The sequence below is a fragment of the Nocardia sp. NPDC050175 genome (assembly GCF_044459885.1).
Classification (GTDB): domain Bacteria; phylum Actinomycetota; class Actinomycetes; order Mycobacteriales; family Mycobacteriaceae; genus Nocardia.
In genome coordinates, this window is record NZ_JBITJI010000017.1 from 193,426 (window position 1) to 207,812 (window position 14,387).

General features: G+C 66.8%; 13 protein-coding genes and 1 riboswitch. Of the genes, 6 read left to right on the plus strand and 7 right to left on the minus strand.

Annotation, left to right across the window (positions count from 1 at the left end):
* Positions 1-3 precede the first annotated feature (3 nt).
* Entirely contained in the window at positions 4-2,334 is a 2,331-nt protein-coding gene (locus tag ACIBK2_RS40635) for a serine/threonine-protein kinase PknG (protein ID WP_396975659.1), read from the plus strand.
* A gap of 258 nt (positions 2,335-2,592) precedes the next feature.
* Here the strand turns inward: ACIBK2_RS40635 and ACIBK2_RS40640 are convergent, their stop codons facing one another.
* Together ACIBK2_RS40640 and pta are read right to left on the minus strand one after the other, a co-directional pair.
* On the minus strand, positions 2,593-3,801 hold the full coding sequence (locus ACIBK2_RS40640; RefSeq protein ID WP_396975660.1) for an acetate kinase: 1,209 nt from the start codon (positions 3,799-3,801) through the stop codon (positions 2,593-2,595).
* A gap of 101 nt (positions 3,802-3,902) precedes the next feature.
* A complete protein-coding gene (gene pta, locus ACIBK2_RS40645; protein WP_396975662.1) occupies positions 3,903-5,975 on the minus strand; it encodes a phosphate acetyltransferase in 2,073 nt (690 codons plus the stop codon).
* Positions 5,976-6,162: 187 nt separating this feature from the next.
* On the opposite strand from pta, the gene ACIBK2_RS40650 reads away from it, so the two are divergent.
* Positions 6,163-6,669, plus strand: coding sequence for a nitroreductase family deazaflavin-dependent oxidoreductase (locus tag ACIBK2_RS40650; protein ID WP_396975664.1), 507 nt, complete (start codon positions 6,163-6,165; stop codon positions 6,667-6,669).
* A 1-nt stretch (position 6,670) separates the two neighbouring features.
* Here ACIBK2_RS40650 and ACIBK2_RS40655 read toward each other — a convergent pair whose 3' ends face one another.
* Positions 6,671-7,120, minus strand: a complete 450-nt coding sequence (locus tag ACIBK2_RS40655; protein ID WP_396975666.1) for an RpiB/LacA/LacB family sugar-phosphate isomerase — start codon at positions 7,118-7,120, stop codon at positions 6,671-6,673.
* A gap of 67 nt (positions 7,121-7,187) precedes the next feature.
* Between ACIBK2_RS40655 and ACIBK2_RS40660 the strand changes: the two genes are divergently transcribed.
* Positions 7,188-7,829 (plus strand): type 1 glutamine amidotransferase family protein, encoded by a 642-nt coding sequence (locus tag ACIBK2_RS40660; protein WP_396975668.1) that lies wholly within the window; start codon positions 7,188-7,190, stop codon positions 7,827-7,829.
* Between the two features lie 55 nt (positions 7,830-7,884).
* Positions 7,885-8,334, plus strand: a complete 450-nt coding sequence (locus ACIBK2_RS40665) for a MarR family winged helix-turn-helix transcriptional regulator (protein ID WP_396975670.1) — start codon at positions 7,885-7,887, stop codon at positions 8,332-8,334.
* Positions 8,335-8,365: 31 nt separating this feature from the next.
* Here ACIBK2_RS40665 and ACIBK2_RS40670 read toward each other — a convergent pair whose 3' ends face one another.
* Positions 8,366-9,124 (minus strand): HAD-IIA family hydrolase, encoded by a 759-nt coding sequence (locus ACIBK2_RS40670; protein ID WP_396975700.1) that lies wholly within the window; start codon positions 9,122-9,124, stop codon positions 8,366-8,368.
* A gap of 311 nt (positions 9,125-9,435) precedes the next feature.
* On the opposite strand from ACIBK2_RS40670, the gene fgd reads away from it, so the two are divergent.
* Complete coding sequence (fgd, locus tag ACIBK2_RS40675; protein WP_396975672.1) at positions 9,436-10,446, plus strand: glucose-6-phosphate dehydrogenase (coenzyme-F420); 1,011 nt, start codon at positions 9,436-9,438, stop codon at positions 10,444-10,446.
* A gap of 149 nt (positions 10,447-10,595) precedes the next feature.
* Positions 10,596-11,567 (plus strand): hypothetical protein, encoded by a 972-nt coding sequence (locus ACIBK2_RS40680; RefSeq protein ID WP_396975674.1) that lies wholly within the window; start codon positions 10,596-10,598, stop codon positions 11,565-11,567.
* Between the two features lie 24 nt (positions 11,568-11,591).
* Here ACIBK2_RS40680 and ACIBK2_RS40685 read toward each other — a convergent pair whose 3' ends face one another.
* From ACIBK2_RS40685 to ACIBK2_RS40695, 3 genes are all read right to left on the minus strand, one after another.
* Entirely contained in the window at positions 11,592-12,806 is a 1,215-nt protein-coding gene (locus tag ACIBK2_RS40685; protein ID WP_396975675.1) for an O-succinylhomoserine sulfhydrylase, read from the minus strand.
* A 55-nt stretch (positions 12,807-12,861) separates the two neighbouring features.
* Positions 12,862-13,278: a rhodanese-like domain-containing protein gene (locus ACIBK2_RS40690; protein WP_396975677.1), complete on the minus strand. Its 417-nt coding sequence runs from the start codon at positions 13,276-13,278 to the stop codon at positions 12,862-12,864.
* Between the two features lie 14 nt (positions 13,279-13,292).
* A riboswitch (SAM riboswitch) is annotated at positions 13,293-13,409 on the minus strand.
* Positions 13,410-13,472: 63 nt separating this feature from the next.
* Positions 13,473-13,919: a hypothetical protein gene (locus ACIBK2_RS40695; protein WP_379284227.1), complete on the minus strand. Its 447-nt coding sequence runs from the start codon at positions 13,917-13,919 to the stop codon at positions 13,473-13,475.
* Positions 13,920-14,387: the final 468 nt, after the last annotated feature.

Consider the following 14,387-nt stretch of genomic DNA (forward strand, 5'->3'; position numbering starts at 1 on the left):
GCGATGAACACAGCGGACGACGCCACCCCCGACGCGGACGAAGCCACCGCCGCCCCCGCGGCAGGCGATGAGCCGGTACATACCGAGCTGGCTCGGGGTTCGCGGCCGACCCCGAGCGAGGCGGCCTCGGCCGAAACCATCATCGGCGCTTGGCGAACCGACTCCGAACCCGACTCGGCGGCGACCATGCGGACCTCGGGCCGCAGCGTGCGCACGGCCCGGTCCCGGCCGACGGTGCGCAGGCTCGGCGGCGGACTGGTGCCGATCCAGACGGTCGAGCCCGCCGATCCGCGGGCCGCCGTGCTGACCGATCCCGTTGTCTCCGAAGGCAAACGCTTCTGCTGGCGGTGCGGCAATCCGGTCGGGCGGGCGAGCGCCATCCGGCCCGCGGTGACCACGGGCACCTGCGATACCTGCGGTGCCCCTTACGATTTCCGGCCGTCGCTGCACGAGGGCGATCTCGTGTCCGGCCAGTACGAGGTGCAGGGCTGTATCGCGCACGGCGGGCTCGGCTGGATCTATCTGGCGATCGACCGCAATGTCAGCGATCGCTGGGTGGTGCTGAAAGGCCTGCTGCACACCGGTGATGCCGAGGCGCAGGCGGTGGCCGTGGCCGAGCGCCAATTCCTGGCCGAGGTGGCGCACGCCAGCATCGTCAAGATCCACAACTTCGTCGAGCACACCGATCAGGACGGTGCGCCGATCGGCTACATCGTCATGGAATACGTCGGTGGCCGATCGTTGCGCGAGATCCTCAACTCCTACGAGCGCCCGTACCGGATGCCGGTCGCCGAGGCGATCGCCTACCTGCTGGAGATCCTGCCCGCGCTGGAGTACCTGCACTCGATCGGGCTGACCTACAACGATCTCAAGCCGGACAACATCATGGTCACCGAGGATCAGGTGAAACTGATCGATCTCGGTGCTGTCGCCACCATCGAATCGTACGGAAACCTGTACGGCACCAGGGGATTTCAGGCGCCCGAGATCGCGAAGACCGGGCCGACCGTCGCGTCGGACATCTACACCGTCGGGCGCACGTTGGCGGTGCTCACCCTCGAGATGCCGATGGAGCAGGGGCGCTATCTCGATGGCATCCCCGATCCCGCGGATCATCCGGTGCTGGCGCGCTACGAGTTCTTCTACCGACTGCTGCTCTGTGCGACCGACGCGGACCCGGAACGCCGATTCCCTTCGGCCCGAGCCATGTCCGCGCAGCTGTCCGGGGTGCTGCGGGAGATTCTCGCGCTGGAGACCGGTACCGAACATCCGCAGCTGTCGACGGTGTTCAGCCCGCAGCGGACCAGCTTCGGCACCGAGGAGCTGATCAGGCAGACCGACGCGTACGCCGACGGCCAGGCGCGCAGCAAACAGCTCGACGCGCGCGATGTGGTTGCGGCACTGCCCATTCCGTTGCTCGACTCGGCGGACCCGTCGGCACCGCTGCTGGCCACCACGGTGCACGCCGAGCCCGCGGAATCGTTGGAGGCGCTGCGGGCCGCCAAGGAGCGGGCCGAGAACGATCCCGGCAATGCGCCGGAGACCTTGGATCTGGAGCTCCGGCTGGCCGAGGCGCGGGTGCGGCTCGACCTCGGCGAATCGGCCGCGGTGCTGCATCTGCTCACCCGGCTACCCGAAAACGATTGGCGCGTCAGCTGGTATCGCGGGTTGGCGCTGCTGCTCGACGTGGAGTACGAGAAGGCCTTCGCCAGCTTCGACGACGTGCTGCAGGTGCTGCCCGGTGAAATCGGGCCCAAGCTCGCGCTGGCAGCGACCGCGGAACTCGTACTGCAGCATTGGGATTCGCCCGATCCGGAACAGTGGCGGGCCTATGCCGAGAAGTTCTACGACATCGTGTGGCGCACCGACCGCGCGGTGGTGAGCGCCGCGTTCGGCCTGGCCAGGCAGTTGGCCGCGGTCGATCGGGTGGTGGACGCGGTGCACGCGCTCGACGAAGTGCCCGCCGCGTCAAGGCATTTCACTACCGCGCGAATGACCGCGGTGCTGCTGTTGCTCACCGCCGCTCCGGTGGCCGAGCTCGACGAATCGACCCTGCATATCTCCGCGTCCCGGGTGCTGAGCCTGCCGACCGGTGAGGGTCGAGCGGTGCAGATGCGCGTTCTCGTGCTCGGTGCCGCGCTGGCCTGGCTGCAGGCGGGGAATGAGCCGAAACGGTCGGACGCCATGTTGTTCGGGGCACCGTTCACCGAACGCTGCCTGCGCGAGGGCACTGAAGCGGGACTGCGCGCTCTAGCCCGTAGCGCCCCGGGCCGCAACCACCGCTACGCCTTGGTCGACCTCGCCAACTCGATCCGCGCCAAGACCTGGGTATAACGCCACTCACGAAATCCTCACGATGGGCTCGGCAGAATCGGCTTCGGATCAGGTTCGCGCGGCACACCGAGGCCCGCACCAGACCACCGCATGCCACCGGGACAGTGCCCTCGCCAGTCCCGGGGACCGTCACCCGGACTGCCCTCCGGGGACGGCCCGGCAACATGCGGCGAGCGGGATCATCTTGGTGCGCCTGCTAATCCAGCGGAAGATCCACCCGGTCGGCCTTCCCTCCCGGCCGGGCTCTTCCCGATCTGCTCAGGCCGTTTCGGCGACGCGGTGGGCGGCGCGGGCGATTGCCAGCTCTTCGTTCGTGGGTACGACCAAGATGGCTACCTCGGCGTTCGGTGGGGAAATGTGCCGGGCGGTGCGGGATTTCGCGGTGTTGGCGGCCGGGTCGATCTCGATGCCGAAGCGGGACAGGTCGGCGAGGGCGTCGGCCCTGACCTGGGGGCTGTTCTCGCCTACGCCCGCGGTGAAGGTGATGGCGTCGACGCCGCCGAGGTCGATCAGGTAGGCGCCGAGGTAGCGGCGCAGGCGGTGGATGTAGACGTCGTAGGCGAGTTTTGCTGCGGTGTCGCCGTTTTCGATGAGGCGCTGCAGTTCGCGGAAGTCGTTGACGCCGGACAGGCCCTTGAGGCCGGAGTCCCGGTTCAACAGCGTGTCGATCTGGTCGATGTCGAGGTGGGCCGAGCGCATCAGGTGCGCGATGATGCCGGGGTCGATGTCGCCGGACCTGGTGCCCATCACCAAGCCCTCCAGCGGGGTCAGGCCCATGGTGGTGTCGATCGGGTGGCCGCCGCGGATCGCCGAGGCCGAGGCGCCGTTACCCAGGTGGAAGACGATCTGATTCAGCTCCGCCGGGTCGCGGCCGAGTAGCTTCGCGGCCTGACCCGATACGTACTCGTGCGAGGTGCCGTGGAAGCCGTACTTCCGAATGCCGTGCGCGGCGGCGACTTTCGCATCGATGGCGTAGGTTTTGGCGGCGTCGGGCAGGCCGTGGAAGAACGCGGTGTCGAACACGGCCACCTGCGGCACCTCGGGCAGCAGCTTGCGAGCGCTTTCGATGCCCGCGACATTCGCCGGATTATGCAGTGGGGCAAGCGAAGACAGGTCGGCGATGGCTGCGACCACGGCGTCATCGATCAGTGTCGGCTGGTAGAAGACCTCACCGCCGTGCACCACCCGATGGCCGACCGCGCGGACCCCGGCGTTGGCCAGGTCGTGTCCGGTCTCGGCGAACATGTCGAAGATCAGCCGCAACCCGGCCGTGTGATCGGCGATAGCGCCGCGGCGCTCGGTGGTCTCACCGTCGGACTGATGCTCGATCCCGGCGTTGCCCTCGCCGATCCGATCGACCATGCCGGAGGCGGTGACCGCGCCCGACTCCGGGTTCAGGAGTTGGTACTTGATGGACGACGAGCCGGAATTGATCACCAGCACCAGGTCATCCGCTGCCTCAGTCATCACGCCTCCCGTGTTCGGCGGCATTCCCGCACGTCCTCAGCAACCACGCGCACGGACCACCTGTTCCGTATCGCGAACCACTTGTGTCGCGAAAGACACCCTCACTCACCCTGCGCCTGAATCGCGGTGATCGCCACGGTATTGACGATGTCGGCGACCAGCGCACCGCGCGAGAGGTCGTTGACCGGTTTGCGCAGGCCCTGCAGCACCGGGCCGATGGCGATCGCGCCTGCGCTGCGCTGCACCGCCTTGTAGGTGTTGTTGCCGGTATTGAGATCGGGAAACACGAAAACCGTTGCCTTGCCAGCCACTTCGGAATCCGGCAGCTTGGTGGTCGCGACGGTCGGCTCGATCGCCGCGTCGTACTGGATCGGGCCCTCCACCGGCAGCTGCGGCGCTCGCTCACGGACCAGCTTGGTCGCCACCCGCACCTTGTCCACGTCCGCGCCGCTGCCGGATTCGCCGGTCGAGTAGGACAGCATGGCGATGCGCGGCTCGATGCCGAACCGGGCCGCCGTGGCCGCCGAGGAGATCGCGATATCGGCCAGCTGCTCCGAGGTCGGATCGGGGACCACCGCGCAGTCGCCGTAGGCGAGCACCCGGTCGGCCAGGCACATGAGGAACACGCTGGAGACGGTCGCTACGCCGGGCACCGTCTTGATGATCTCGAACGACGGCCGGATGGTGTGCGCCGTGGTGTGCGCGGCACCGGAGACCATGCCGTCGGCGATCCCCTTGTAGACCATCATGGTGCCGAAATACGAGATGTCCGACATGGTTTCGCGCGCACGCTCGAGGGTCATCCCCTTGTGCTTGCGCATCTCGGTGTATTCCTTGGCGAAATCGTCCAGATAGCCGGAGTTTCGCGGATCGAGCACCTCCGCGGCGGAGATGTCGACGCCCAGTTCGGCGGCGCGGGCCCGGACCGACGGCTCGTCGCCGAGGATCACCAGGTCGGCGATCTTGCGCTGCAGCACCCGGCCCGCCGCGCGCAGGATGCGGTCGTCGTCGCCTTCGGGCAGCACGATGCGCTTGCGGTCGCCCCGCGCGCGCTCGATGAGCTGGTACTCGAACATCTGTGGCGTCACGACGTTGGTGAGCGGAACTTCGATGCGCCGCAACAACTCCGCCGCGTCGACGTGCTCCTCCATCAGCGCCAGCGCGGTGTCGACCTTGCGCGGGCTGCCTGCCGACATCCGGCCGCGGGTGCGGTAGGCGGCGCTGGCGGTGTCATAGGTGCCGAGCTCGGTGGTGAGGATCGGCAGCTTGGGCTTCAGGCCCGACATCAGCCGCGCCACCGCGGGATGGGGCAGCATGCCGCCGTTCATGATGATGCCGGACAGCGACGGAAAGCCTTCCGCCTCATGCGCGTTCACCACGCTGAGCAGCACGTCGGAGCGGTCGCCCGGCGCGATCACCACGACGCCGTCGACCAGTCGCTCCAGAATGTGTTCGGCCGTCATGCCGCCGACCATGATCTTCAGCGCCTCGCGCTGCAGCAATTCCTGGTCGCCGCTGTACATTTCGCCGTCGATGGCGCTGCACAGCTCGGCCATGGTCGGCGAGATCAGCAGCGGCACCTCGGGCAGCGTCCAGGTCGGCACGGCGGAGGTGCGCAGCGTGGCGGCGACGTCGTCGATATGGTCCGGGTCGCAGCGGTTGGCGATGATCGCGACCAGCTGGGCGTGTTCGAGGACCAGCTCACTCTGACACAGCTCGGCCAGGTGCTTCACCTCGGCGGGGGTGCGGCCCGAGCCGCGCACCACCAGCAGCACGGGGGCGCCGAGGTTCACCGCGATCCTGGCGTTGAAGCGGAGTTCGCTGGGGCTGGCGACGTCGGTGTAATCGCTGCCGACCACCACCACCGCGTCGCAGACCTTCGCGACCTCGTGGAACCGCATCACGATCTCGCTGATCGCGGCATCCGGGTCGGCGTGCACCTGCTCGTAGGTGACGCCGGTGGCCTGCGCGTAGTCGATATCGGCGGTGCTGTGTTCGAGCAGCAGCTCGAGGATGTAGTCCGGTTCGGTGGTCGACCGGGTGATCGGGCGGAACACACCGACCCGCGCGGTGGTCGCGCACAGCATCTGCAACACCCCGAGGGCAACCGTCGACTTCCCGGTGTCGCCTTCGGGCGAGGCGATGTAGACAGTGGACGGAGCGTGATCGGCCATGGTCGAAAGCTTAGTGAACGAGCCGCTATCAACGCCCTTAGGCGAGACAGGCGTCACCGGGTGTTCGGAAAGAGTCCAGGATCGACCACCGCCGACGCACAATTCACCGGCGGCGGGCGGCCTACGGCCTGCTGACCGGCCGACGTTCGAGTCCCGGTGAACCAGGATTCGCCGCTATAGTCCTGCCATGGCTGAGCAGTTTCCGAACCGGCAGTGGGGTTCGCGCACCAACGCATTCTCCCGACTAGCAAACAAGTTCGCGGCGACCAAGCCCGGCTCCTGGCTGATCCGCAAGATCACCCCGCTGGACCGCGCCCTGCTCGAGCGCACCGACGCCAAGTACACGGTGCTCGGCCCGATCGGCGCCCCGGTGATTCTGCTGACCACCATCGGGCGCAAGTCCGGCCAGCCGCGCACCCAGCCGCTGCTCTATGTGCACGACGGCGACGTGCTGTACGTGATCGGCAGCAACTTCGGCCAGGAACGCCACCCCGCGTGGACCGGCAATCTGCTGGCCACCCCCGCCGCGACGGTCGCCATCGCAGGCCACCGCCTCCCGGTCCAGGCGACCCTGGTCGAGGCCGACGCCAAGGACGCGATCTTCGCCCGCTTCGTCGAGATCACCGGCGCCTACGCCGCCTACAAGGACCGCACCACCCGCGACCTCCGCATCTTCGCCCTGCACCGGGCGTAACTCACTGCTCCGCGCGCTCGATCGCGGACAGGTGGGCGATGTTCGCCTGGTCGTCGGGTTCGGTGCTCGGTTCGGTAGTGAACCAGGCGTCGAGGATTTCCTGGAGTTCGGCGGTGGAGGTCGAACGTAGGCTCAGGGCAAGGACATTCGCGTTGTTCCATTGACGCGCACCCTTGGCTGTCGTGGCGTCGCCGCAGAGGGCGGCGCGGATGCCTGCGACCTTGTTGGCGGCGATCGAGGCGCCGGTGCCGGTCCAGCAGCAGACGATGGCCTGGTCGGCGCGGCCCTGCGTGACGTCGCGGGCGGCCGCCTCACTTGCCCAGGCCCAGTCGTCTCGTTCGGACTCTTCGAGTGCGCCGTGCAAGATCGTCTCGTGCCCGCGCTGGGCGAGTTCCTCGATCAGGTCCTGTGCCACGCCGACGGGCTCGTCCGCAGCCACTGAGATCCGCATACCCCCAGCTTAATGTCGCATATCCGAACTATTGACAGCATGCTGTCAAACATGACAGGATGCTGTCATGATCACGAAAACAGTTCACGTTGCCCTCTACGACACCTTCGCCGACTGGGAGATCGGGGCGCTTACCGCGCACATCAACCGGACGACCTGGCAGCGGGAGCCGGGGACTTGGCAGACGAAAACGGTTGGGCTGAGCACGGATCCGATCACCACGCTCGGCGGGATGCGCATCGTGCCGGAGCTGGCGCTGGCCGATCTCACGCCTGCGGAGAGTTCGATGCTGATCCTGGCGGGTGCCGACACCTGGGACGGCGAAGAACTCATGCCGTTCGCGGGCAAGGCGCGCGAGTTCCTCGACGCGGGTGTTCCGGTCGCGGCGATCTGCGGCGCGACGCTCGGGCTGGCCAGGGCGGGGCTGCTCGATACGCGCAAGCACACGAGCAATGTGCGGGAGTTCTTGCTGTACAGCGGATATGCGGGTGCCGATAACTACGTAGAGGAGGCCGCGGTGACCGACGGCGATCTGATCACGGCAGGCGGCACCTCACCGTTCGAATTCGCGCGCGAAGCGCTGGGACGGCTCGGCGTGTATGAGCCGCACGTCCTCGACGGCTGGTACCGGCTGTACGGACACTCCGATCCGGCGGGCTGGGCGGTGCTCGCCGAGTACGAAGCGGAGCAGTCGGGCGCGCACGTCTGATGCGGAAGAATCGCACGGCGATCCGGTCGAACGACCGGATCGCCAGGAGGTGCAGGTGACGACGAACGAGCAGCAGCTGCTCGCCGCGGCCGCGATCACGTCATTCCGGTTGAACGGCCAGTTTCTCGCCATCGCCGAGGAACTGGCCAGACCGGCAGGTCTCACCGCGGCATGGTGGCAGGTGCTCGGCGCGGTGACGACCGAGCCGCTACCGGTCGCGGGCATTGCCAGGGAAATGGGCATCACCAGGCAGAGCGTGCAGCGCATCGCGGACCTGTTGGTGGACAAGGGACTTGCCGAGTACCGGCCGAACCCGGCGCATCGGCGCGCGAAACTCGTCGCGGCCACCGACGCGGGGATAGCGGCGGTGCGGCGGATCAATCCGCAGCACGCGGTCATCGCCCAGCGTCTGGTGGACGAGCTCGGCTACGACAAGCTCGCGGCAACCGTCGACGCTCTTACCGAACTTTCGACGGCACTGGACGCCATCACCGACCCCGCATGAGCACGGGCTGAAGCAGCGCCCGGCAGTGCGATCAGCTCGCGAACGGCTCCTTGGTTCGCCCGACCAGATCGGCGACGGAGTCGAGCACCAGCGTCGGCCGGTACGGATACGCCTCGACCGACGACCGGGTAGAGATGCCCGTGGTGACCAGGATGGTGCGCATACCCGCCTCCAACCCGGAGATGACGTCGGTATCCATCCGATCGCCGATCATCACCGTGGACTGCGAGTGCGCACCGATCCGGCGCAGTGCCGAACGCATCATCAGCGGATTGGGCTTGCCGATGTAATACGGATCGCGCCCGGTAGCGCGGGTGATCAGCGCGGCCACCGAGCCGGTCGCGGGCAGTGAGCCGTCCCGGGACGGGCCGGTCGGGTCGGGATTGGTCGCGATGAAGCTCGCGCCCTTCTCGATCAGGCGGATCGCGGTGGTGATCGCCTCGAAGGAGTAGTTGCGGGTTTCGCCGAGCACGACGTAGTCCGGGTTGCTGTCGGTGAGCACATAGCCGATCTCGTGCAATGCCGTGGTGAGGCCGGATTCGCCGACCACATAGGCGGTTCCGTTGGGCCGCTGCTCGTCCAGGAAGGTGGCGGTGGCCAGCGCGGAGGTCCAGATCGCCGCCTCCGGGATGTCGAGTCCGGTGTGCCGCAACCTGGCCTGCAGGTCGCGCGGGGTGCGGATGGAGTTGTTGGTCAGCACCAGGAACGGGGTCTCGTTGGCGCGCAGCTCGGCGAGGAACTCGTCGGCGCCGGGCACCAGTTGGTCCTCGTGCACCAGCACACCGTCCATGTCGGTCAGATAGGACAGGATCGGTTCATCAGTCACCAGACAATTGTCCGCTACCGGACAGGTCTCTGGGGGGAAGTCCGACGCGATGCGACCCTTCGCACACCTTCGGGTGCCGCTGACTATGGTCGAAGACGGCCGTATGACGTATGTGCGAAAAGCACCGGACAGTGCTCGAATGATCACCGAGGTGCGGGAACGTTCACGACCCCGCACCGGTTGAAGCGAAGCATGACCGCAGCGTGTCTGCGGCCGACAAACGGTGTGCGGGAATGCCCGCACAGGTGTGCAGCGAAGCGACAGGAGTGGCGCACATGGGTGAGCTCAAGCTCGGATACAAGGCGTCGGCGGAACAGTTCGGGCCGCGGGAACTGGTGGAGATCGCGGTGCTGGCCGAGGAACACGGCCTCGACAGCGCCACGGTGAGCGACCACTTCCAGCCGTGGCGGCACAAGGGCGGGCACGCGCCGTTCTCGCTGGCCTGGATGGCGGCGGTCGGCGAGCGCACGAAGCGGATCCAGCTCGGCACCTCGGTGCTCACGCCCACCTTCCGATACAACCCGGCCGTGATCGCACAGGCCTTCGCCACCATGGGTTGCCTGTACCCCGACCGGATCATGCTCGGCGTCGGCTCCGGCGAGGCGCTCAACGAGATCGCCACCGGATACAAGGGCGAATGGCCGGAGTTCAAGGAGCGTTTCGCGCGACTGCGCGAGTCGGTCGACCTGATGCGCGCACTGTGGACCGGCGACCGCGTCGACTTCGCGGGCGAGTACTACAACACCGTCGGCGCGTCCATCTACGACGTGCCCAAGGGCGGCATCCCGGTCTACATCGCCGCGGGCGGACCGCTGGTCGCGCGCTACGCGGGCCGCGCCGGTGACGGCTTCATCTGCACCTCCGGCAAGGGCATGGACCTCTACACCGAGAAGCTGATGCCCGCCGTCACCGAGGGCGCCGCCAAGGCAGGCCGCACCATCGACGACATCGACCGAATGATCGAGATCAAGATCTCCTACGACACCGATCCCGAACTGGCACTGGAGAACACCCGCTTCTGGGCCCCCCTGAGCCTCACCCCCGAACAGAAGCACAGCATCACCGACCCGATCGAAATGGAAGCCGCCGCCGACGCCCTCCCGATCGAACAGATCGCCAAGCGCTGGATCGTCGCCAGCGACCCCGACCAAACCGTCGAACTCATCAAGCCCTACCTCGACGCCGGCCTCAACCACCTGGTCTTCCACGCCCCCGGCCACGACCAGCGCCGCTTCCTCGACCTCTTCCAGCGCGACCTCGCCCCCCGCCTGCGCGCCCTGGCCTGACTCACAGACCCTGCACACGTCTCACAGGGGATGAACTCCATGTGAGACGTGTGCATGCTCTGTGGGTTTGGTTATCCCCAACCCTGGAGTTGTCCACATCCGACCAGTGGGGTCTGGTGGACGGCAGTTCGGCCACCGAGGATCGCCGTATGGACGTTCCCCACGTGATGAGCCGCGCGAGCGCGCTGCAGGATGGGTACACCGATCGTGAGCTGCGGGCCGCATGGCAACGGGTTCGCCGTGGCTACTACCTCGATGCCGAAGGTGCTGCGGATCTGACTGTCGCCCAACAACATCTGGCGCGTGCGGACGCTGTCGCACAAGCTTCCAGCCCGGACGCGATCATCAGCCACATATCGGCGGCGGTAGCGCACGGACTCGACGTATGGGCCGCACCACTGACGCGAGTTCATCTGCTACGCAACCGTTCGACCGGTGGGCGCACCACTCGGCAACTGATGCTGCATTCGATGCGCATAGGACCCGACGAGGTCGTGCGGATTCGTGGCCGACAAGTCACCGGCGTGGCGCGCACCGTCCTCGACCTGGCCCGCACGTTGCCCTTCGAGCAAGCAGTCGTCGTCGGTGACAGTGCCCTCCGACTCGGAAAGACGACCCGTGCCGAGCTCATCGCACAGCTCGCCCGCTACCCGGGGCCGGGCACTCCGGCAGCGCGCCGAGTAGTCGACTTCGTGGACGGCCGCTCCGAGAGCCCCGGTGAATCGCGCAGCCGTGTCGCATTGCACGCGGCACATTTCCCGAGGCCGGAACTCCAGGCACGGATCGTCACTCCTGATCAGCGCTTCGTCGCCAGGGTCGATTTTCTGTTTCCCGAAGTCGGCGTAGTCGGCGAATTCGATGGACTTCTGAAGTACCGAAGCCATTTACGTGGTTCCCAGGCACCGGAAGACATCGTCATCGCCGAGAAGGCACGCGAGGATGCCTTGCGCGCCCTCGGCTGGCTCGTCGTCCGCTGGACCTGGCGCGAACTCGGCACCTCCACCTGGCTGACCCGCCTCACCCAAGCAGCCCGAATCGCCCGGTCCGCCCGTCGCACCGGTTACTGGCACTCGGAACCCACAGACCGCCCACACGTTTCACAGGGCATTCACCCTTTGTGAGACATATGGACGCCCTGTGGGTTGCTAGCTGAGGGCGTGATCCAGATCGGTGAGGAGGTCTTCGACGTCCTCTAGGCCTACCGAGATGCGGACTACGCCGTCGGTGAGGCCGATGGTAGCTCGGCCTTCGGGGCCCATCGCGCGGTGGGTTGTGGTGGCGGGGTGGGTGATCAGAGATTTGGCGTCGCCGAGGTTGTTGGAGATGTCGACGATGCGCAGGCGGTTGAGGACTTCGAAGGCGCGCTTCTTCGCCTCGTGCGCCGGGGCGTTCAGTTCGAAGGTGACCACGGTGCCGCCCGCGCTCATCTGGCTGGTGGCCAGGTCGTGTTGCGGATGGGATTCCAGGAAGGGGTATTTCACCCAGCTGACCGACTTGTTGGTCTCCAGGAAGCGGGCGATGCGCAAGGCGGATTCGGTCGAATGCCGAACGCGCAGTGGCATTGTCTCCAAACCCTTGAGCAGGGTCCACGCGTTGAACGGGCTCAGTGCCGGACCGGTATGGCGCATCAGGGTTTTCACCGGACCGTCGATGTAGTCCTTCGCGCCCAGGATGGCGCCGCCGAGTACTCGGCCCTGGCCGTCGATGTGCTTGGTGCCGGAGTAGACGACCACGTCGGCACCGAGTTCGAAACCGCGCTGCAGCAGCGGGGTGGCGAAGACGTTGTCCAGCACCACCTTCGCGCCCGCGGCGTGCGCGAGTTCGGTGACTCGGCGCACGTCGACGAGGGTCTGCATGGGATTGGCGGGAGTCTCGAAGAAAACGGCCTGGGTGGGCACCGACAGCGCCTGCTCCCACTGGTCCAGATCCTCGCCGTCGACGAAGACGGTCTCGATGCCCCAGCGCGGCAGGATCTCGTTGCACACCACGAAGCAGGACCCGAACAGGCTGCGCGCGGCGACAAGTCGATCACCGGCACCGAGCAGCGCACCCAACGCGGTGAAGACCGCGGACATTCCGCTCGCGGTCGCGAAGCACGCCTCGGCACCGTCGAGCAGCCGCATCCGCTCCTCGAACATGGCCACCGTCGGGTTGCCATAACGGGAGTAGACGAAATGCTCCACGTCACCGGTGAACGCGGCCTCGGCGGCCTCCGCGCTCTCGTAGACGAAACCGGAGGTCAGGTACAGCGCCTCGGAGGTTTCCTCGAAACCGGAGCGCCGCAACCCTCCTCGCACACCGAGAGTCGCGGGACCGACGCCCTCGGGCAGCGGCTTATCGAACGCACCACCTGTGATCACGACTGCCTCCCCTCGACAGAGCTCCGCGACAACACGTCAACCGAACAGCAGCTGCTCATGACTGCCGCCAGGGCAAGCCGAGGGCACGCCAGCCGGCGCCGCCACGATGTCCGTCCGCGCCGACCGGCCCTTCGAAGCCCTCGAGCACGTTGTACGAGGTGCCGAACCCGGCCTGCGTCGAGGCGATCGCCGCGCCGATGGAGCGCTGCCCCGAACGGCACAGGAAGATCACCGGTGCTTCCGGGTTGTGCCCGTCGAGCGCCGTGACCAGCTGCTCGGTGAACTCGCCGTTGCGCGTGCCGGTCGAGTCGACCCACTCGATCAGCACCGTCGGGCGCTCGATCGAACTGGTGTCGGGCACGCCGACGAACTTCCACTCGGCCTCGGTGCGCACATCGACCAAGACGGCTTCGGGGTTGTCTCGCAACAGATCCCAAGCCTGCTGCGGGGTGATGTCACCGGCATAACTCATCTGGACCCTCCTAGAATCCGCACTTGCCGCGCTCGGGTTTGACGCGCGGCCAGGTCGTCACCCGGAGCACCCCACCGCGGAGGAGGGTTGCCGACCAGTATTGCCGGGGCTTAGCACTGGTTCTCATGACCTTCTGCTGAGATTGCCTGGACTAGGGTCGCCCTGTCAAATGGCTGCTCACGGTATGAGAATGCTCAATTACAGACCAACCATTTGTCGCCGGATCTGGTCAGATTCCAGGTCGCGGTCGCCTCGGTGCCGTCGACCTTGGTGGTGACCGTCGCCTTCGCCCGATCGCCGTCCATCTTCGGATCGTCGAGTTTGGTGATTTCCACGGTCTTTCCGCCGCCGGAACGCCCGGCGAGTGGGGACCGTTTCGGGTCGAAGCCCTGGCAGCCCGTGCCTGGTGGGGGCACCAGATCGGTGGTGTTCGAGCCCTCGACGAAGTTGCGCACCGCGGCGGCGATCCGGTCCGATTCTGTGACATTTTTCTCAGCGGGCGACACGACACCGCCGATGATGATCGCGCCGAGCACGATGACCGCGAGGACGGCCGCGGCGACGAACGGTGCCACGGAACGCTTGTCGGTCTGATCGACCGTGATGACTTCGTCCTCCGCGGGTGACTGCTGATCGCTCATGCCACGATGATCCCTGGTCGGCAGGGATATCCACTGCGCGCCCCCGACCCGGGTGGCCGCCGATGACGAAGGCCGTTGCGCCGCGCGGGGAATCAACGTCGCGAGATCGGGTAACTCGAATAGAACGCGTCGATGGCATCCATTCAGTTCACGCACCGCCGAGGGCCGCCCCACCAACCACCGATAGAATCGCGAGACTGCGGCCTGCTGTCATAGCCGCGGCTGGAGTGGCCACGAGCCGACAACTCCAGTGTCCGCGCCGCCAGGTGCAACCAGCCAGCGCGTAACTTAGCCTAGGCTAAGGAAGACGCCGTTAATTAGTTCTCGACCAAAAGGGTGCGCGTAAAAGATGACCGAACAGAGTGCAGCTAACCGCCCGCTCCGCATCGCCATCGTGGGTGCAGGACCGGCCGGGATTTATGCCGCCGACGCGCTGATGAAGTCCGATGCCGAGGTCAGCATCGACCT